The following is an 18,716-nucleotide window of genomic DNA, read 5'->3' as shown; positions in this document are numbered from 1 at the left end:
GCATGGAGCGGGGCACTCCCGCAGGGGAGTACCAGCCGGCGTTCCAGCCCGCCGGCCTGGACACCGCGCTGCAGTGGGCGGTCGACGCGATCAAGGTCGGGCACTGGATGCCGATGCGGGACCTCCTGGCCGATACCGGCACCAGCTGGGCACCGCGTACGTCACACTCCCAGGTCCTCGGGTCGGCCGCGGCCGGCACGCACGTGGTGCGGCAGCGGCTGGACGAGGAGCCGGGAAGCGGCGACACCCTGATGATGCACGCGCGTGTCAGCGCCGAGCTGGTCCTGCGCGCCTACCGCCCCCAAGGCGCCGACGTCTGCTCCTACCTGCCGGCCACCGATCTCGACATGCGGCCCCTGTACGGCTTCGCCCTGACCTCCTGGGAGACCGGCTTCGGCGACATCTTCCTCCAGCCGGATCTCACGGCCTGGTGGCCGGTCACGGGAGCGCACCGTACCGACGGCGACACATCGCGAGACATCCGGGAAGTCATCGTCCTGGCCGACGCCCACCATCTGCAGGCAAGTCCCGTCGAGGTCTCCCCGCGCCAGGTGCTCCGCCGCCAACTCCAGCGTCTTGAGTTCAGCTGGGGCCTGACGGCGAAGGCCGGCCTGGAGTGCGAGTTCACGGTGTTCCGCGGCCCGCAGGACGACGCCGTCCACACCCTCCGACCCCTCGGGACGTACAGCGGCGACTACGCCCTGCACCATCCGCTGCACCAGGGGCAGTTCCTGCGCGAACTGGAAGACGGTCTCACCGGCGCCGGGCTGCCGCGGGAAGCGGTCAAGACCGAAGCCGACCCCGGCCAGAAGGAGGTCACCTTCCGCTACGGGCCTGCCATGGCCGCAGCCGACCACCACACCCTTTTCAAACACCTCGCCCGCCAGACCGCCGACTGGACCCAAAAAACCGCCACCTTCATGGCCGCCCCCACCACCGCTACCAGCAACGGACTGCACCTGCACCTCTCCCTGTGGCGGCAAGGCCATCCGGCGCTCAGCCACAACGGCGGCGACACGCTCTCGGAAACCGGGCAGCACGCACTCCACTCCCAGTCCGACGGCTGGTACAGCCTCGTCGCGCTGCGCCTGGCGGGGCTGCTCCGCCACCGTGTCGTTTGCACCATGTATGAGTCGCGGGCCGGGGACCGCAGCCTCGGTGCGCACGACGACGAATGGGACGGCGTCATCGTCAGGTGCGGGGAGCAAAGTCCTGGCGGCTCTGGCCGCCCGGCGGCGATCCGTACGACCTGCTCACCCGTGCAGGGGACGTGCTGCTGCTTCCCCGTGGCGTCAAGCACGAGGTGACCACGCCGGACTACTCGGTGCACCTCACGCTGGCCGTGACCGACACACCCCTCGCAACCGAGGCGTGACAACGGCCGCCCGGCAAACGCGCATTCCGGCCGGCCCTCCCAGCGGTCCAAGTGCCGGCCAGGGCGACGGGACGCACCCGGATACGGACCACCTCTTCCCGGCGGTAGCCATCCCGGAAGGTCTCCGCCCTCGCCCCCTCTGCCGGGTTGCTCGTGGCCACGCACCACGGCACCGTCCGCGGTCGCCTGGCACCAAGTCCCCGGGCCCGACGGGGGCCCGGAACCGTGCACTACCCGTCACTACGCAAGGAGACCCGTATGACCGTCCACCTGGAGGAGCCGGTGGCTGCCGTGCCGCCGGCCGCCGAGGTCATCCACGACGACCCGTTCCAGCTCGACATCACCTTCATCGAGAACACCCCGGCAACCGAGACGGTGCTGATGTGCGGCACCGGCGACAACTGCGGTAGCTCCTGCCCGAGCGCCTGCACCACCTCGTAGCCGGTCCAGTCCAACGGTGCGGGCTGGACGGGCGACCCCGTCCAGCCCGCACCCTCTGCCCAGAACGGAGTGTGGGTGATGACACGGTCACGCCATAGCTGGTATCGCGGTATCCATGGCGGGATGCTGCGCGCCGCGGTGAACCTCAGCGGCCCGGACATGCCGCCCTGGCCGGGACCTTCCGCCTCACTCGCACGCTGGCGTTCGTGGCTGGCCGCCGTGTGGGCCGATGACACCTTCCGGCAGGCCGTGACCAGCGCGAGCCCGGACCTGGCCCGCCAAGTCCAGTCGATTCTCAACGGAGCATCCCCGAAGGTGCGCCGGGCACGGCGGGCGGCCCTCGCCACCGCGCGTTACGCCATCAGGTCCACGCGCCGCTCCACCCCGTACGGCCTGTTCGCGGGTGTCGCATCGGTCGGGTTCGGCGAAGCGGCCGAGGCCCGTGTCGGCGAGCGGCACCAGGCCGTCGCCCGGCCGGACCCGGTGGCGCTGGACGCGGCGATCACCGCCTGGGAGACGGACGCCCAGCGGATGGCCGGCATCGACGTATGCGTCAACAACCTCGCGCAACAGCGAGGCGGGCGCGTCTACGTCCCTTCCGAGGGCGCCTCGGAGTTCACCCTCGCGTTGACGCCCGCGGTCGCGCTGGTGCTCGACGCGGCCCGGTCCCCGATCCGGTACTCGGCCCTGGCGGACAAGCTCGCCGCCGAATTCCCGAACACGGCCGCGCACCACCGGGCCGGACTGCTCGCGCAGCTCCTGGGGGTGCGGCTGCTGCGTTCCTCGCTGCGGGCCCCCGCCACCGTCGTTGATCCGACCGGTTCCCTGCCGGCCGCTCTGCGTGAAGAGGCCCGGCACAGCTGGACGGCGCCGGATCTGCGGTTGGACGCCGCGGTGCGGTTACCGGAGGCTGTCCTGACGGAGGCGGAGACCGCCGCGACCGTCCTGACCCGGCTCGCCGCGCATCCGACGGGAACCCTGGTGTGGCGCCGGTACGCCGAGCAGTTCGCCGAGCGCTACGGCGAGGGCGTCGAGGTGCCGCTGGAGCTGGTGACCGACAGCGAGCGGGGCTTGGGCTTCCCCGAGGGGTTCGGACAGGTGTCCGTGGCTCCCCGCCCGATGACCCGGCGGGACCGGCTCCTGCTGGAGCTGGCGGGGATCGCGGGTGTCAAGGGCAGCAGGTCGGTGGCCCTGTCCGGCGAGATGATCGAGCAATTGGAGGCCGCCGCGGGTAAGGCCGTTCTCCGCCCGCCTCACCTGGAGCTGGGCGTGCAGGTGCGGGCCGGCTCGACGGAGGCTCTGGACCGCGGTGACTTCCGCCTTCAGGTGTCCACCGTCTCCCGTGCGGCCGGTTCGATGACGGGTAGGTTCTGGCACCTGTTCCCGGACGCTGGCACGGCTTACACCGTCCTGCCCACGGTCGAGCCGGGTGCGGAGCTGGTCCAGCTCTCCTTCCACGCCGCCCGCGTCCATGCGGACCTGCTGACCCGTGCCCCGCAGGTGCTGCCCCGGGTGATCAGCGTCGGGGAGTTCCGGCACCGCACGGAAGGGGTCCTGTTCCCGTCCGACCTGGCCGTCGGCATACGCGACGGCCGCCTCTATCTCGTCGAGGCCGCCACCGGCACACGCCTGGAGGTGCTCGCGCCCACCGCGATCAACTTCCTGTGGAACAACTACACCCCTTCCCTGCCGCGATTCCTCGCCGAGATCAGCCGGTCCGCAGCACCGCAGGTGACGTGGTTCGACTGGGGCGCGGCCTGGACGCTGCCGTTCACCCCGGCAGTGCACTACCGGCGGTCGATCCTGGTTGCCGCGCGGTGGAAGCTGCGCGCCCGGGATCTGCCCGGCCGCGCCGCGACGCTGGATGAATGGGCCGTGCGGCTCCACGCCTGGATGCACCGGTTCGGCGTGCCGGACTGCGTGCTCCTGGCCGAGGACGACCGACGGCTTCCCCTCGATCTCCGCCAGGACATGCACCTGGACCTGCTGCGCGCCCACCTCGACGCCGGCCCGACCGGTGTCGCGCAACTGCACGACGCGCCACCGCCGGATGCCGACGGATGGCTCGGCGGCCGGGCCCACAGCCTCGTCATCCCGCTGCAGGCACGCTCATGACGGCGGCCACCGGCCCCCGGACGCAGGATCTGTCGGAGGGCGCACTGGGTGCAGCGCTGCTGCACATCGAGCGCGGTGATCTCGCCTCCGCGCGGCACCACCTGACCCAGGCGGTGGCGGGCGGTGTCAGCGCGGGTGGCAACGCATCCCTTTTCCATGGCGCCCCGGCGGTGGAGTTCGTGCTCAGCCGCGCCGGGCGTACCGGCCGGGAAGTCCGTGATGCGGTGGACCGCGCCGTGGCAGCCCGGCTGGCCGCAGCGCGCCGCCGGCAGGCATCCGGGACCCTGCCCCATCTCGCCGAGTTCGACCTCATCCGGGGGCTGACCGGGCTGGCCGCGCTGCTGCTGACCCGCAGCGCGGCCTCGCCGCTGCTGAAGCAGGTCTTGGCCCACCTGGTCTCCCTGTCCCGGCCGGTCCCTATCGCAGGCCGGGAGCTGCCGGGGTGGTGGTCGCAGGCCGGCCCTGCCGGTGAGGAGATGGACGGCGGGCACAGCAACAACGGCGTCGCCCACGGCATCGCCGGTGTCCTGGCCGTACTGTCCATCGCGCTCCGCGACGACGTGCAGGTGCCGGGGCAGCAGGACGCCATCGAGACGTTCGCACGTTGGCTGGACACGTACGGCGGCTGCTACTGGACCACCCACGACCAACTCTCGGCCAATGGAACACCCGAGCCGGAACCCGCCCGCCCGTCCTGGTGCTACGGCGAGATCGGGATCGCCCGCGCCCAGCAACTGGCCGCGCTCGCCCTCGGCGATCCGGTACGCCGGTGCGCGGCAGAGGAAACCGTCGTGCGCACGCTGGGCGACCCCAAGCGCCTGGGCCGGATCACCGACGCCTCGCTGTGCCACGGCTGGGCCGGCCTGGTGACCGTCGCCCGCGCCGTCGCCCAGGACAGCACAGCCCCGGACAGCTTCGCACCGCTGATCACAGACCTGACCAAGCGTCTGGCCGCTGACCTGGACCGGCTGTCCAAGCCCGGGTTCCTGGAAGGCCGGGCCGGCGCGCAACTGGCACTGCACGGGGCCGACACCACCGGCTGGACCCGAGCGCTGCTGATCACCTGATCCCACCCCCACCAGCCGAACCGAGCACACCGACAAGGAGCGCCCAGGACCATGAACTTCGACGACGAGAACCTCTCCACCCGCGCCGAGACAGACTGGTGGCACGCCCGCGTGTCCTTTCCGGGCGGTACCGGGATAACCCCCGAAGCCGCCGGCGCACTGTCCTCCGCCCTGGGCGAGCAACGGTTCCACTTCCTGCGCAAGGACGGGGATCTGCGCCTGCGCACCCAGCAGCCCGCAGCCGACCTGCTGGAGCGCCTCGTCGCCGACCAGGCAGCCACAGCCTGGGTCGTCGGCATCTACGAACCGGAGACCCATGCCTTCGGCGGCCCCGAAGGCATGAGCCTCGCACACGACGTGTTCTGCGTAGACAGCCGCGCCGCCCTGGCCGAGACCGGCAGCCCCGGGGCCAGGGAACGCTGTGTCCTGCTGCTCTCCGTCCTGATCCGGGCGGCCGGACTGGACCCGTTCGAGGCCGGCGACGTCTGGGCGAAACTCGGCTCCCTGCGACCGCCCATCGCCCCGCCCACCGGCTGGCCCCGCGAACGGGCAGTCGCGGCCATGCGGCGCCTGATGAACGCCGATGCAGCCCTGCGGCCGGACGCCGAGCCCCACTGGGCCGAGCGCGTCGCGGTGTTCGAGAACGCCGGCCGCCAACTGCGGCAGCTCGCCGCTGACGGAGAGCTGACCCGGGGCCTGCGCGCCGTACTCGCCCATCACGCGATCTTCGCCTTCAACCGCGCCGCAGTACCCACCACCGAGCAAGCCGCGACGGCCTGGCTGGGCCGCCAAGCCGCCTTCTCCGACCAGGAACCGGCCGACGTGTCCCCCCGCAAGCCCACCCCTCACACCTCTAACCTCACCCGAATGGAGACCACCGTGACGCCCGCCACCGACCCCACTGAACTGCGCGAAGCGCTCGTCAACCGCCTCATCGACAGCACCACCCTGCACACCCCCGACGTCATCACCGCCTTCCGCGACACCGAGCGCCACCAGTTCCTGCCCGGCGTCGACCTGCCGACCGCGTACATCAACGACGCGGTACCCACCAAGCACGACGCGGCCGGCGAGATGATCTCCTGCATCTCCGCACCCTCGATCGTCGCCACCCAGCTGGAGCAGATGGGGGCCAAGCCCGGCCACAAGGTCCTGGAAGCCGGGGCCGCCACCGGCTACAACGCCGCGCTCCTCGGCCGGCTCGTGGCCCCCGGTGGCCACGTGTGGACCCTGGACGTGGACCAGGACCTCGTGGACGGCGCCCGCAAGAACCTCGCGCAGGCCGGGGCCGCGAACGTGACGGTCGTACTGGGCGACGGCGCCGCCGGCCTTCCCGAGCACGCCCCCTTCGACCGTATCCAGTTCACCGTCGGCGCCGGCGACGTGCCGGCGAAACTGCTCGACCAGCTCGCCCCCGGCGGACGCCTGGTCCTGCCCATGCGGATCCGCGGAAGCATCTCCCGGTCCTTCGCCTTCGAACGCGACGGCGACACCTGGCGGACCGTCTCCTGCGAGATGGCGACCTTCGTGCCACTGCGCAAGGGCGTCATGAACGACATCTACACGCCGGTGCCCATGGCCGGTGAGGGGAACGTCCGCCTGGAGACTTTCAGCGAACAGGAAGTGGACCGCGACACGATCCGCACCGTCCTGGACCAGCCGCCGGCCAAGGTCTACTCCGGCGTGAAGTTCCGCCAGGGCGACCCCTGGGAGTGGCTGTACCTCTACCTGGCCTCGGCACTGCCCAACGGCCTGTCCCGCATGCCCGGCTCCCGCCCCGGCTTCACCCCGCACTTCGGCTGGGGCTCCATGGCCGCACTCGACGGCGACACCCTCGCTTACCTGACCGTGCGCGAAGGCGAGGACGAACAGGGCAGGTTCTGGGAGATCGGCGTCATCGGCCACGGCTCCCGCGCCACCGAACTCGCCGGCCACGTCACCGGCGAGATCCGCGACTGGAACGAGGGCTGGGGCAACCACGCCCCCGAACCCACCTTCCGGATGGCCATCGGCGCCGCACGCGGCCAGCTCACCGCCACCGAGCCGCGCTTCGTCATCGACAAGCCCTTCAGCCGTCTCGTCATCGACTGGCCGCGCAAAGGCTGACCCGCGATGGTCCCCGCGATAGCCGGCCGCATCCCCCTGGTCCGCCGGCCCAAGGCACCCGCACTACCGCTGGACGAACGCATCACCCACCTCACCGGACTCACCATCGCGCCCGCCGGCGCGGACCACCATGATCAGGTGGCCCGCGCCGGCGGAGTCCTCAACTACGCCGCGCTGATCGCCTCCGACGTCGGGATGCCCGACCTGGCAGCCGAGCTCTGCTGGAGACAGCACAAGATCTTCGCCGACGCCGGACACCTCACCGGGAACATCGCCGTCATGGCCCTCATGCCCCTGATCAACATCTCCCGGCTGCTGACCCGCCAAGGCGACGGCGACGCCGCCTACGACGTACTCACCCGCCTGTACCGCGCCGCCCAGAAACGCGACACGGCGGAGATCCACGGCAACACCGTCGACCTGTCGCTACTGACCGACACCGAAGCCGGCCACCGGAAGATCTGCGAGGAGCTATGGATCACCGTCCTCGTAGACGGCGCAAGAGCACTGGCGAGGATCGGCCGCTGGACCGAAGCCGCCGACGCCATGACCGCACACCGCGGCATCGGCAACCGCCTCCTCGACGGACGCCAAATCAAGATCATGTCGCTGATGGAACGCGGCCTGGACCAGGAAGCCCGCGCCACGATCAACTCCACCGCCCCCACCGAACCGTGGGAAAACACCGTCGCAGCCCTCCTCCGTGTCTGCTGCCGGCCCCCCGACTCAACCACGCCACAGCAGGAACTGGACCTCGTCCTCCAACAAGCACACGCGCTGGTCAGCCTGCCCGACCCCACAACCGCCGCGTTCCAGACCCGGGTCGGACTGACCGCGCTCGAACTCCTCCAGGACCGCACCAGCCCTCACGCTGGCCTCCTGAAGAACGCCGTCGCCGAAGCAGCCGGACTCGACGCCCACGCCGCCCGAGACGTCCTGAACCACCCGGCGACCCACCTCACCAGCGAGCAGAAACAGAAACTCGAAACCGTAATCACTGCCTCCGGGCTCGGCGCCGGGAAACTCTCAACAGCCCACACCCAAACCCTCACCGCGGCTGTGGACCAGGCCGATGCCGCGCTCCACGAGCTTCTCTAACCCGAACGCGTGGGAGTACCGCCGACGGCCGGGAGACGGTGGGCTTCTTCGCCGAGGTCAAATCGCGCACGCTCGCGTGGTCAGCGCAGGGTTCATAAGCAGCTGCTACGCGGTCCGCTCCGGAGTCGAGGGCACTGTCAACGAGTTCGCCCACGCACACGGCATGCGCCGGTGCCGCTACCGAGGACAGCCGAAAGCCCATCTGCAACACGTCCTCACGGCCATCGCCGTGAATATCGAACGACTCAGCAGCCTGTCAGCGACCGAGGAAGCCTCATCACCGAGACCACCGACCGCCTTCGGTCGAGGAGTTGCTGGGCCCGGGTGACGGCGACGTAGGCGAGGCGGCGGGCCTCGGCGCTGTCGACGGGCCCGGGAATGGGGCGGGCATCGGGGCCGAGTTGGTCGGTGTCCTTGGGCGGGTGGAAGTCGGCGGCGATCTGAACGCGCGGGTATTCAAGCCCCTTTGCCTTGTGGGCGGTGGAAACGGTGACCTGGCAAGCCGCCTCGTCGTGCAGGCCATCGACCGCACCGGCCGGCACGCATCCCACCCCGCGACGACTCCCGTGGCCCGGTCCGGACACGGTTGGCGTTCAGGCTGCGCGAGATCCCCGAGACCGGGTGCTTCGCGGTGATGACGAAGAGTTCACCGTGCGAACTGCGAGTCCACGCAGTCGAACAAGGTGAGGTCAGCCCGGCACACGAACCGCTCGCAGGGCACGGCGCAACCATGGAGAACCACGGTCCTGCGGCGAATGCGATGGTCGATACACGTCACAGGTTCCTACTCAGGAGGCTTGGGTGTCGATCACCGAAACGTCAGAGCGTCAGCCGACGCTCGAAGAACTGAAGAACTCCTTGGCCGCCTTGGTCCCGGTGCTCCGCGAGAAGGCACAGTGGTCCGAGGAGCACCGGCGCATCCACGACGACTCCATCCGGGCCATGGACGAAGCAGGGATCCTCAAGTTGCGGATGCCGGTCCGATTCGGCGGTTACGAGGCCGACACCCGGACACTGGTGGACGTCGCCATCGAACTCGGCCGTGCCGACGGCGCGCTGGCGTGGACGGTGTCGACCTACTGGATCGCGTCCTGGATCGTCGGCCTGTTCCCCGACGAGGCCCAGGAGGAGGTGTTCCCGACCCCGGACGTCCGGATCTGCGGCGCCGTCAGTCCGAGCGGTGCGGCGGTGCCTGTGGACGGCGGGGTCCTGCTCAACGGCTCGTGGCACTTCGTCAGCGGCGCCCTGCACGCGAACTGGCAGGAACTCGCCACGGTGCTGCTCCGGCCGGGCGCGGAGCCCGAACCGGTGATCGTGGCCGTGCCCATGTCGAGCCTGGAGATCGTGGACGACTGGCACACGTCGGGGATGGCCGCCAGCGGCAGCGTCACCACCGTGGCGAAGGACGTCTTCGTTCCGGATACCCACATCATCCCCATGGAGTCGGCCATCCGGCCGAACGGTCTTTCGAAGGCGAATGCCGACTCGACGATCTGGCGCAGTCCGACGATCCTGGCCGGATCGGCCGCGACGGTCGGCATCCTGGTCGGCATGGCGAAGGCGGCCCGCGAGGCGTTCTTCGAGCGGATGCCCGGACGCCCGATCCGGTACACCGACTACGAGCACCAGGCGGAGGCGCCGATCACGCACATCCAGGTCGGTACCGCCGTGATGAAGACTGAGCAGGCCGAGTACCACGCGTACCACGCGGCGGAGCTGGTGGATGCCAAGGCCGCCAGCGGCGAGCCGTGGACGATCGAGGAGCGCGCGCGGGTCCGCGCCGACGAGGGGTGGGCCACCCGCCTGGCCAAGGAGGCCATCGATCTTTACGCCTCGGCCAGCGGGGGTTCTTCCATTTACCGGCACGAGCCGATCCAGCGGATCGTGCGCGACATCCACGCCATCAGCGTGCATCCGATGTTCAGCCCTGACTCCAACACCGAGACGTTCGGGCGGGTGCTCTGCGGGCTGGGTCCCAACACGATGTTCATCTAGATCGGTCCGGCTCGCCCGCTCCGTCCGGCGTCATCCAGTGCGTACGGCATCTCGTGGCGGCGTATCGCGCAGGGGTCCCCGTTCCAGCAGCGGGGGCCCCTGCGCGTTTTCACCCACTCATACGCAACCCATCGGTTGCGTCTCCTCGCGGCAATGTGCAACCATTGGGTTGCACTAATCGGCGACGAAGGAACCCTCATGAGCGACGATCGCATTGAAAGCGAAACCCTGATCGAGGCCCCGGTGGAGCGGGTCTGGTCTCTGGTGGCCGAGCCCGGTTTCTGGGTCCTGCCCGAGGAGAGCCTGACCGGTGCCGTCGCCAAGGCCGGCGACTCCACGGTGGCCAAGAACCCCGAGCACGGCGAGTTCCCGGTGCGGGTGGAGAAGGTCGAACCGCCCACCTACGTGGCGTACCGCTGGGCCAGCGCGTTCCCCGGCCAGGAACTGACCGAGGACAATTCCACCCTCGTCGAGTTCACCCTGACCGCCGAGGGCGACAAGACCCGCCTGCGTGTCGTGGAGAGCGGCTTCGCCGCGCTCACCGTCCCTGGCGAGGCCCGGGACCAGGCGCTCAAGAACAACACCACCGGCTGGGTTCAGGTCCTCGGATCGGCCAAGAAGCGCAGCGAGGCGTAGTCCGTGTGACGGACGAACGTCGCGACAATGCCGATGGGGTCGACAACGTCCTCGGCGCCCTGGCCGATCCGACGCGACGTCAACTGCTCGATCTCCTTGCCGCACAGGGCGAGGCGACTGCGACCGCACTCGCCGAGCGGCTGCCCATCTCGCGGCAGGCGGTGGTCAAGCACCTTGCCGTTCTGGACGCCGCCAAGCTGGCCGTCGGCACCAGGGTCGGACGCGAGGTGCGGTACTCCCTACGGCCGGCAGCACTGAACGCCACCGCCCGTTGGATGGCCGGTCTCGCGTCCGAGTGGGATCGACGGCTGGCGGCCGTCAAACGCGTCGCTGAGGCGGCGGAGCGCGACTCACGCGAGTAGCGCGTGCCGGTAATTCCCGCTGGCCAACGGGGGTTGCCGGCACACCCGGCCGTCGGTCGGAGGGGGCACCGCCGGTCCGCCGAAGACGGCACGCGGGAAGAACCGCCGCACAGCCGCTGCCAGAAGGCTTGTTGGCACCACTTCCTGTGACCGACAAGGAGACTGCACCATGAGCGATCAGACCAGTCACCGGTTCGTGCAGACCAACGGCATCCAGACGCACATCGCCGAACAGGGCGAAGGGCCGCTCGTCGTGCTGCTGCACGGCTTCCCGGAGACGTGGTACTCCTGGCGGCACCAACTGCCCGCCCTGGCGGCGGCCGGCTACCACGTCGTGGCTCCCGACCTGCGTGGCTACGGACAGACCGACCGTCCGGCTGCGGTGGAACAGTACTCGCAGCTCCACCTGGTGGGCGACGTGACAGGTCTGCTCGACGCGCTCGGCGAAGAGCAGGCCGTGGTGATCGGCCACGACTTCGGCACCTCGGTCGCCTGGAACGCGGCGTTGCTGCGTCCCGACCGCTTCCGTGGTGTCGCCGCCCTGAGTGTGCCCTACCTGCCGCGCGGCCCGATCAGCTCCCTGGCGGGCCTGAGGCAGGCACTCGGCGACGGGTTCTACATGCAGTACCTGCAGGAGCCCGGCGTTGCCGACGCCGAGCTGGCACGGGATGTGCGCACCACGCTCACCCGCGTCTTCAGCTGGGGCTTCGGCGACTCCCCGCAAGCGCAGGCTCCCACCCTGCCGGTGGTGCCCGAGGGCAAGGGTCTGCTCGACCTCATGCCGGAACCCGCGGCGCTGCCCGACTGGCTGACTGAGGCCGAACTCGACCACTACGTCGCCGAGTTCACCCGGACCGGTTTCACCGGCGGCCTCAACTGGTGGCGGACGCTCGATCTGAGCTGGGAGTTGACTGCGCCCTGGCAGGGTGCGCCGCTGACCACCCCTGCTCTGTACATGCACGGCGATCGGGACGGCAGCATCACGCTCCCGGGGATGGACCAGCTGATCGCCAACCTGCAGGCGTTCGTGCCGAACCTGACGCGCACCGTGGCGCTGCCCGGGGTCGGGCACTGGACGCAGCAGGAACGGCCGGAAGAGGTCAACGCGGAACTGCTGAAGTTCCTGGGCGGCCTCTGAGCACGGCCACGGTGCACATCGAATCCGCGCGCTCCGGCCCTGCCACGGCATGCGGGGGTGACACCGACGCGGGCTCGGACAGGACAGAGCGCGCGGATTCTGACCATCGGGTCCTACACGAAGAGGAGATCCCACCTTGACGACCGCCACAGACTCTCCGCCCGGATTCAGCGGTAGGCAGCGGTTGATCCTGCTCCTGCTGCTCGGCTCCGGCTTCCTGTTCGCCGCCGACTACTCGCTGCTGAACGTGGCGCTGCCGAAGGTCGGGAGCGGCGTCGGCCTGGGGCTGACCGGGCTGCCCTGGATCGGGGCCGCGTATACGCTGCCCGCCGCCGGCTTCATGCTCATGTTCGGACGACTGGCCGACCTCTACGGGCGGCGGCGGTTATTCCTGTACGGCATGATCCTGCTGGCCGGAGCCTCGCTGCTCGGAGGGTTCGCGACCAACCCCGAGATGCTGCTGACCGCCCGGGTGCTCCAGGGCACCTCCACCTCCATGGCCCTCCCCGCCGCACTGTCGCTGATCACCACGACCTTCGCCGAGGGCGGCCTGCGCGACCGCGCGCTCGGCCTCAACGGCGCGATCCTGTCCGGCGGCTTCACGGCTGGTGCACTGGTCGGCGGCATCCTGGTCAGCCTGCTGAGCTGGCGCGCCGGATTCTTTGTCAACGTCCCGTTCGCCATCATCATCCTGCTGGTCACACCCTCGCTCGTGACCGAGAGCAAGGCTCCGGACCGGGTGCGGATCGACCTGCCGGGCGCGGTGACAGTGACCGGGGGGCTGCTGGCCCTGGTCTACGCGGTGGTACAGAAGAACATCATCACCGCCGTCGTCGGCGTGGTGCTCCTGGCCGCCTTCTGGGTGATCGAGGGCCGGTCGTCCGCCCCGCTCGCACCGGTGCACGTCCTGCGGCGGCCAACGGTCAGGTGGGGCAACTTCGCGGGGCTCGTGACGTTCTCCATGGAGACCGGCATGATCTTCCTGATGACGCTCTACCTGCAGGACGTGCTGAAGTTCGCGCCTGTGATCACGGGGCTCATCTTCGGTGTCCCCGGTTTGGCGGCCGTGTTCGCCGGACCGATCGCCGGCCGCATACTCGGGCGCTTCGACGGGCGGAAAGTCATCACCGTGGCGCTGTCCCTGCAAGCGCTGATGATCCTCCCGCTGGCGTTCCTCGGCTCCGACCGGCTGGTGCTCGCGGTCCTGATCCCTGCCCTGTTCCTGGGGTTCTTCGTGCACGTCATCGTCATCGTGTCCTACACCGTGATCGGGACCTCCGGTCTGCCCAACGAGGAGCAGGGACTGGCAACGGGGCTCGCCTCGCTCACCCAGCAGGTGGCCCTCACCGTCGGCGCCCCGGTCATGGTCTCCATCGCCGCCACGCAGAGCTCCTCGCTGACCGGCACACACCTCGCGATCGGGGTGAACGTGGCGGTGATCCTGGTCAGCGCGGCCGCCATCTGGTTCGGACTGCGCCCGCGCACCGAGCGGACCGGGCCGGCAGCACAGACACCCGGCCCCGCGGCGAAGGGAAACGCCGAGGAACTTGCCGCGTCCCTGGACTGAATCACGTCATCCTGACCCCAAGCCCATCATGAGAGGACCAACGCAACATGATCACTCCGAAGCTCAGCAGCATGCTTCTCGGCACCACCCGGCCCGCGGAACTGCGTGAGTGGTACCGCAAGGTGCTCGCCCCCGAGTACAAGGGCGAAGGCCCCATCGACCTCGGCGGGTTCCTGCTGGTCATTGAGGAGCGCGACGACGTCGATGTGAAGAACGCCGAGCCCGGCCGGATGATCATCAACTTCCATGTGGACGACTTCGACAGCGTCGAGGCGCAACTCCAAGCGGCCGGCGTGAACTGGACGAGCCCGGTCGCGGACCGCCCCTCCGGCCGCTTCGGGACGTTCACGGACCCCGACGGGAACCTCCTCCAGATCATCCAGTTCAAGTAAGCGCCGCACGCACGGGCGCCGGGGCGGAACCACATCGTGGTTCCGCCCCGGCGCCCGTTGTGCTGCGGGCCTCAGTCCGCCCTCCGCAGCCCCGCACCGGTCAGCAGGTAGCCGGGCGCGAGTGAGGAGGCATCCACGGTCAGCAGCTCCACGACCGCGGCGCCGGCGCCCTCCGGGGTGAGCACCGGTCCCATCTTCCGCACGAACTCCTCCTCGGGCACCCCGCTGCGCGCCGCATACGCCCTGACCGCGGAACGGCCGAAGGCGGTCGACGGCGTCATCCGGGGCATCACCACAGTGAAGGCGATGTCCAGGCCGGCCCGTTCCGCCTCCTGCTGGGCGTAGGCGGTGATGAAGCGCTGGGTGGCCTTGGCGCCGGCGTAGCCCCCGCTCAGCGGCGATCCGGCCAGTGCCGCGCCGCTGCCGAACACCACCACGCGACTGCCGGGGCGCAGCGGTGTGAGCAAGACCTCGCGTACCCAGTGGAAGGAGATCCTGACATCGCTGTGCCAGTGCGCGGAGAAGCTCTCCCAGGTGTGCTGCTGCAGGGGACGCATGTACAGGCTCGCGCCGGCCACCACCACGATGCCCGTGGGCTGATGACGGTCGATCAGGTCGGCCACGGCGGACGGGTCGCCGGCGTCGGCGGTCTCCGTCCGGATGGCTCCTGACCCGTTGGCCGGCTCGGGGAAGTCGGTCACGGTTCGGGACACCGCCACCACCGGGGCACCGGCCTCAGCAAGGGCCGAGGCGACGCCCCGGCCGAGGCCGCGGCCGGCCCCGACGACAATCGTGGTCCGGCCGGACAGGTCGCTCATCGGGATCCTCCAACTCGTCGGTGCCGCACCGGCGGAGAGCCGGTGCGGATGCCCGGTACCCACTGACAGACCGTCACTATGACGGTTCGCCGGTTGGGGACCGGGGCCGTTCACGTGTGTGCCGCCCGCCGGATCGGCGGGCGGCACACGGGGTGCGGAGAACGCCACTACGACTGGAACCGAGTGCCGTTCCACCAGTTGCCGCCGGGACCGGCCGCGTTCAGGTCCTCGTAGCTGTCCTTGAACCGCCACCAGTCCCAGGGGTGTTCGAGCTGCTCCTCCTGTCGCCCGAGGACCGTGATGTCCAGGTAGTTGTAGAAGCTCTTGAAGATGTCCCCACCGCGGTCGAAGATCGAGTAGGTGTGGAAGACCTGGTCCCCCTCGCGGACGAACGCGCTCACTCCGGGGGATTCGCCCTGGTCGGTGGTCACCTCGTAGTCGCGGTTGAACTCCTCGCCGACGGCGGTGTACCAGGGGATCTTCCAGCCCATCCGGGCCTTGAACGCCGCCAGCCGCTCCTGGTCCGCCAGTGAGACCATCACGAAGGTGGTGTCGCGGGCCCACATGTGGGCGAGTTCGCCGACGCTGTCCGCCTGCATCGAGCAGCCGATGCAGCCTTCCGTCGCCTCCGGCCCGAACATGAAGTGGCGAACGATCAGTTGACGGCGCCCCTCGAAAAGATCGAGTATCGAGCGCTCTCCTTCCGGCCCCACGAACCGGTAGTCCTTCTCGACCCGCACCATGGGCAGTCGCCGGCGCTCGGCGGCGATCTCGTCGCGCGCCTTGGTGACCTCCTTCTCCTTTTCCAGCAACTCCTTACGTGCCACCAGCCATTCTTCCCTGGAAACTACTTCCGGAAGGCCCATCAGATCTCCTTCAGAAATGACGGCGACAATTCCGGTCTCCCGTCATATCGCCGACCGATCGAAAGTCCATTCTGATGTCCAGGATGTCATCGATTCCAGAGAACTTCTTCTCCGAAATTGACCATATGGCGCGGGCCGTCGGTCAACCAGCCACAATTTCGCGCTTCTTGAGGGCGCGGCGCTCTATCTTCCCGACCGGGGTGCGGGGAATCTGTTCGACGAATTCAATGCGGCGGATTTTCTTGTAAGGCGCCACCCGCTCCGCCACGAAGGCCATCAGTTCCTCGGCGGTGACGGGCTCCCGGGCCACCACGATGCCCTTCGGCAGTTCGCTGGCCTCTTCGTCCGGCACCCCGACCACGGCCGCGTCGGCGACCTTCGGATGGGCCATCAGGACGGCCTCCAGTTCGACCGGAGAGACCTGTTGGCCCTTGTACTTGATGAGCTCCTTGATCCGGTCGACCAGGAAGAGCTCCTCGTTCTCGTCGAAGTAGCCGAGATCCCCGGTGTGCAGAAAACCGTCCGGCTCCAGCACCTTGCGCGTGGCCTCCTCCGCGTCGAGATAACCCAGCATCACGTGCGGCCCCCGGATCAGCACCTCGCCCCGGTGGTGCGGACCGAGCGCTTCCCCGGTGGTGATGTCGACGATCTTGCACTCGATGTTGGGAGTGGGCACTCCGACCGATCCGTTCGGCTCGGCGTCCTCCACCTGCATGAAGGAGACCATTCCCTCGGTGAGCCCGTAGCCCTGGCCTATCCGGAGCCCGGTGCGGTCGCGAACCTGACGTGCCACCTCCGGGTCGAGCGCGGCGCCGCCGGAGACGGCCGAGCGGAGCGAGGAGAGGTCGAAGCGGTCGACCAGCGGGCTGCGGGCGAGCAGCACCGCGATAGTCGGCACGATGTAGAGCCGGCTGATCCGGTGCTCCTGGATCGCGCGCAGATACGCCTCGGGGTCGAACCGCTCCATGGTGACAAGCGTCGCACCCTGGAGGAGGCTGGCGTTCAGCGTCATGATCAGCCCGAAGGCGTGATGGAACGGCGGAACGGCGAGCACCTTCTCCCCCTGGACAAGTGGTGCCACCAGGCTGGTCTGGAGCACATTGGCGACCATGTTCCGGTGTGTCAGCAGCACTCCCTTGGGATACCCGGTGCTCCCGCTCGAGTGGAGCACCGCAACGACGTCCCGCGCGGGGGTGACGACCGGCGCGGGTGGCGGTTCCTCCTCGCAGAGCAGAGCGGAGAAGGGTGTCGCGCCCGGCTCTTCGCCGAACACCACCACCTCCTGGACCTTGGTACGAGACTGGAGCGCGATCGCCTTGGCCGCCTCAGCGGGTCCCGCGACGAGCACCCGGGCGGTGGCTTCGTTGAGGAGTCCGACAAGGTCGTCCGGCGTGTCGAGCGGGTTGAGCACGACCACGGCGCCACCCGCGAGTGCGGCGGCGTGGAAGGCGATCGGGTACTCGGGCACGTTCGGCGAGAGAATCGCCAGCACGTCGCCGCGGTTGAAGCCGCGGGCCCGCAGGCCCGCGGCGGCACGCCGTACCGCCTTCGCCAGTTCCGCGTAGGTGCAGGCCCGGTTGCCGGCGATGTCGACCGTCGCGGTGGTGTCGCCGTACTGCTCAGCGCGCTCCAGAACGAAGTCGGTGAGGGAGACATCCGGAACGGGGACGCCCGGACGGGGTCCGGTGAAGATCACGACGTGGCTTCCGCTCGGGCGTAGGTGCTCAGCCCCGGCTGGAAGCTGCGCTTCTCGAACTGCTTCAGCGCCACGTTGATCCACTCGTTGCCGCTGAGCCGGGACAGCTCCCAGAGCTTGGCCTGGTCGTAGTCGATGGCGGCCGGGAGGTCGAGGAACGTGGTGCGCTCGTAGACCTGCTTGGCCAGCGCCAGGGTGACCGGGTTCTTCCGGACGATCTTCTTGACCAGCTTGTCGACCTCCTCGTCCAATCGGTCGGCCGGCACGGCCTTGTTGACCAGGCCGTGCCGCTCGGCCTCGGCGCCGGTCATGGTGTCACCCGTGAGGATGTAGTACAGGGCCTGCTTGCGGGCCAGATTGTGGGTCGCCGCCCAAGTGGCGCCGCCGGCCGGGAAGATGCCGAAGTTGATCTCCGACAGACCGAACAGGGCGGTCTCGTCCGCCACGGCGAGGTCGCACAGGCCGGTCACCAGGAACCCGCCGCCGAAGGCGAAGCCGTTCACCTTGGCGATGGTGACCGCATCGAACGCCTTCAGCCGCTGGAACCACTTCAGCGCGACGAGATTGGTCCGGTAGAACACCTGCGGGTCGTCGAAAGGCTTGAGGAAGCACTCCTCCAAGTCCATTCCGGCACTGAAGCTGTCCCCGCTTCCGGTCACCACGACGGCTCGCACTCCGCCGTCCTCTTCGATTGCGTCCAGGACCTTGTTCATGTCCTGGTGCATCTGCGGGTTCATCGCGTTCTTCTTGTCCGGCCGATTCAGATGGACCGTGGCCCGGGGGCCTTCGATCTCAAGGTTCACCGTCTCGAAGGTGATCACTTTCCGACCCTTTCTGTCAGGACGCAATTCGCACGATCGAGCGTTGCACGCCTTCGCTCAGCGGGACTTCTCGCAAGATGCCGAGCCGCAGACCCACCCGGCCCCATGGGGCGCCCCTGCCCTGGGACTGCCCGGCGCTTTTGGGAGCCCCGTCCGGGCCGGTGGCACAGGCAACGCCGGCGGCGGCGCTGCGGAGTTCGGCAGTACGGGAGAAGGCGGGGCG

The 18,716-nt window shown here is 69.3% G+C and carries 19 protein-coding genes; 14 read left to right on the top strand and 5 right to left on the bottom strand.

Annotated features, from left to right (window positions below; all coding sequences use genetic code 11):
- Positions 1–2 precede the first annotated feature (2 nt).
- From OG552_RS28475 to OG552_RS28445, 8 genes are all read left to right on the top strand, one after another.
- The gene (locus OG552_RS28475; protein ID WP_329141217.1) at positions 3–1,307 is read left to right on the top strand and encodes a hypothetical protein; all 1,305 of its coding nucleotides are present in this window, start codon (positions 3–5) and stop codon (positions 1,305–1,307) included.
- A complete protein-coding gene (locus OG552_RS36505; protein ID WP_443071058.1) occupies positions 1,271–1,375 on the top strand; it encodes a hypothetical protein in 105 nt (34 codons plus the stop codon). The genes OG552_RS28475 and OG552_RS36505 overlap by 37 nt, the downstream gene beginning before the upstream one ends.
- Before the next feature lie 258 nt (positions 1,376–1,633).
- Positions 1,634–1,816: an FxLD family lanthipeptide gene (locus tag OG552_RS28470; RefSeq protein WP_329137724.1), complete on the top strand. Its 183-nt coding sequence runs from the start codon at positions 1,634–1,636 to the stop codon at positions 1,814–1,816.
- A gap of 123 nt (positions 1,817–1,939) precedes the next feature.
- Positions 1,940–3,931 (top strand): lantibiotic dehydratase family protein, encoded by a 1,992-nt coding sequence (locus OG552_RS28465; RefSeq protein ID WP_329137722.1) that lies wholly within the window; start codon positions 1,940–1,942, stop codon positions 3,929–3,931.
- On the top strand, positions 3,928–4,998 hold the full coding sequence (locus OG552_RS28460; protein ID WP_329137719.1) for a lanthionine synthetase C family protein: 1,071 nt from the start codon (positions 3,928–3,930) through the stop codon (positions 4,996–4,998). The genes OG552_RS28465 and OG552_RS28460 overlap by 4 nt, the downstream gene beginning before the upstream one ends.
- A 51-nt stretch (positions 4,999–5,049) precedes the next feature.
- Positions 5,050–7,104 (top strand): methyltransferase, FxLD system, encoded by a 2,055-nt coding sequence (gene fxlM / locus OG552_RS28455; RefSeq protein WP_329137717.1) that lies wholly within the window; start codon positions 5,050–5,052, stop codon positions 7,102–7,104.
- A 6-nt stretch (positions 7,105–7,110) separates the two neighbouring features.
- Positions 7,111–8,202, top strand: coding sequence for a hypothetical protein (locus tag OG552_RS28450; RefSeq protein WP_329137716.1), 1,092 nt, complete (start codon positions 7,111–7,113; stop codon positions 8,200–8,202).
- On the top strand, positions 8,177–8,530 hold the full coding sequence (locus tag OG552_RS28445; protein WP_329137714.1) for a transposase: 354 nt from the start codon (positions 8,177–8,179) through the stop codon (positions 8,528–8,530). Before OG552_RS28450 ends, OG552_RS28445 begins: the two co-directional genes overlap by 26 nt.
- Here the strand turns inward: OG552_RS28445 and OG552_RS28440 are convergent.
- Positions 8,448–8,744, bottom strand: coding sequence for a 3'-5' exonuclease (locus tag OG552_RS28440; protein WP_443071057.1), 297 nt, complete (start codon positions 8,742–8,744; stop codon positions 8,448–8,450). The genes OG552_RS28445 and OG552_RS28440 overlap by 83 nt on opposite strands.
- Before the next feature lie 259 nt (positions 8,745–9,003).
- On the opposite strand from OG552_RS28440, the gene OG552_RS28435 reads away from it, so the two are divergent.
- From OG552_RS28435 to OG552_RS28410, 6 genes are all read left to right on the top strand, one after another.
- Positions 9,004–10,197 carry an acyl-CoA dehydrogenase family protein gene (locus OG552_RS28435; protein ID WP_329137713.1) on the top strand — a complete coding sequence of 398 codons (1,194 nt, stop codon included), beginning with the start codon at positions 9,004–9,006 and terminating at the stop codon, positions 10,195–10,197.
- A gap of 198 nt (positions 10,198–10,395) precedes the next feature.
- The gene (locus tag OG552_RS28430) at positions 10,396–10,833 is read left to right on the top strand and encodes an SRPBCC domain-containing protein (RefSeq protein ID WP_329137711.1); all 438 of its coding nucleotides are present in this window, start codon (positions 10,396–10,398) and stop codon (positions 10,831–10,833) included.
- A gap of 5 nt (positions 10,834–10,838) precedes the next feature.
- Positions 10,839–11,195 (top strand): ArsR/SmtB family transcription factor, encoded by a 357-nt coding sequence (locus OG552_RS28425; protein WP_329137709.1) that lies wholly within the window; start codon positions 10,839–10,841, stop codon positions 11,193–11,195.
- Positions 11,196–11,364: 169 nt separating this feature from the next.
- The gene (locus OG552_RS28420) at positions 11,365–12,333 is read left to right on the top strand and encodes an alpha/beta fold hydrolase (protein ID WP_329137707.1); all 969 of its coding nucleotides are present in this window, start codon (positions 11,365–11,367) and stop codon (positions 12,331–12,333) included.
- Between the two features lie 136 nt (positions 12,334–12,469).
- A complete protein-coding gene (locus OG552_RS28415; RefSeq protein ID WP_329137705.1) occupies positions 12,470–13,900 on the top strand; it encodes an MFS transporter in 1,431 nt (476 codons plus the stop codon).
- A 47-nt stretch (positions 13,901–13,947) separates the two neighbouring features.
- Entirely contained in the window at positions 13,948–14,292 is a 345-nt protein-coding gene (locus OG552_RS28410; protein WP_329137703.1) for a VOC family protein, read from the top strand.
- A 71-nt stretch (positions 14,293–14,363) separates the two neighbouring features.
- On the opposite strand, the gene OG552_RS28405 is transcribed toward OG552_RS28410, so the two are convergent.
- From OG552_RS28405 to OG552_RS28390, 4 genes are all read right to left on the bottom strand, one after another.
- Positions 14,364–15,110 carry an SDR family NAD(P)-dependent oxidoreductase gene (locus OG552_RS28405; RefSeq protein WP_329137702.1) on the bottom strand — a complete coding sequence of 249 codons (747 nt, stop codon included), beginning with the start codon at positions 15,108–15,110 and terminating at the stop codon, positions 14,364–14,366.
- A gap of 167 nt (positions 15,111–15,277) precedes the next feature.
- The gene (locus OG552_RS28400) at positions 15,278–15,937 is read right to left on the bottom strand and encodes a DUF899 domain-containing protein (protein WP_443071056.1); all 660 of its coding nucleotides are present in this window, start codon (positions 15,935–15,937) and stop codon (positions 15,278–15,280) included.
- A 181-nt stretch (positions 15,938–16,118) separates the two neighbouring features.
- Positions 16,119–17,672 (bottom strand): AMP-binding protein, encoded by a 1,554-nt coding sequence (locus OG552_RS28395; protein WP_329137698.1) that lies wholly within the window; start codon positions 17,670–17,672, stop codon positions 16,119–16,121.
- Positions 17,669–18,493: a p-hydroxycinnamoyl CoA hydratase/lyase gene (locus OG552_RS28390; protein ID WP_329137696.1), complete on the bottom strand. Its 825-nt coding sequence runs from the start codon at positions 18,491–18,493 to the stop codon at positions 17,669–17,671. The genes OG552_RS28395 and OG552_RS28390 overlap by 4 nt, the downstream gene beginning before the upstream one ends.
- Between the last annotated feature and the right edge of the window lie 223 nt (positions 18,494–18,716).

Source organism: Streptomyces sp. NBC_01476, from assembly GCF_036227265.1.
Taxonomy (GTDB): domain Bacteria; phylum Actinomycetota; class Actinomycetes; order Streptomycetales; family Streptomycetaceae; genus Actinacidiphila.
Note: the sequence above shows the minus strand (reverse complement) of the source record. Positions and strands in the feature narration are given on the sequence as shown.

What these genes read in the sequence shown, in the direction of transcription:
- fxlM (WP_329137717.1), top strand. Translation starts at nt 5,050, where the DNA reads ATGAACTTCGACGACGAGAACCTCTCCACCCGCGCCGAGACAGACTGG.
- OG552_RS28430 (WP_329137711.1), top strand. Translation starts at nt 10,396, where the DNA reads ATGAGCGACGATCGCATTGAAAGCGAAACCCTGATCGAGGCCCCGGTG.
- OG552_RS28470 (WP_329137724.1), top strand. Translation starts at nt 1,634, where the DNA reads ATGACCGTCCACCTGGAGGAGCCGGTGGCTGCCGTGCCGCCGGCCGCC.
- OG552_RS28410 (WP_329137703.1), top strand. Translation starts at nt 13,948, where the DNA reads ATGATCACTCCGAAGCTCAGCAGCATGCTTCTCGGCACCACCCGGCCC.
- OG552_RS28475 (WP_329141217.1), top strand. Translation starts at nt 3, where the DNA reads ATGGAGCGGGGCACTCCCGCAGGGGAGTACCAGCCGGCGTTCCAGCCC.
- OG552_RS28450 (WP_329137716.1), top strand. Translation starts at nt 7,111, where the DNA reads ATGGTCCCCGCGATAGCCGGCCGCATCCCCCTGGTCCGCCGGCCCAAG.
- OG552_RS28465 (WP_329137722.1), top strand. Translation starts at nt 1,940, where the DNA reads ATGCTGCGCGCCGCGGTGAACCTCAGCGGCCCGGACATGCCGCCCTGG.
- OG552_RS28460 (WP_329137719.1), top strand. Translation starts at nt 3,928, where the DNA reads ATGACGGCGGCCACCGGCCCCCGGACGCAGGATCTGTCGGAGGGCGCA.
- OG552_RS28420 (WP_329137707.1), top strand. Translation starts at nt 11,365, where the DNA reads ATGAGCGATCAGACCAGTCACCGGTTCGTGCAGACCAACGGCATCCAG.
- OG552_RS28445 (WP_329137714.1), top strand. Translation starts at nt 8,177, where the DNA reads ATGCCGCGCTCCACGAGCTTCTCTAACCCGAACGCGTGGGAGTACCGC.
- OG552_RS28405 (WP_329137702.1), bottom strand. Translation starts at nt 15,110, where the DNA reads ATGAGCGACCTGTCCGGCCGGACCACGATTGTCGTCGGGGCCGGCCGC.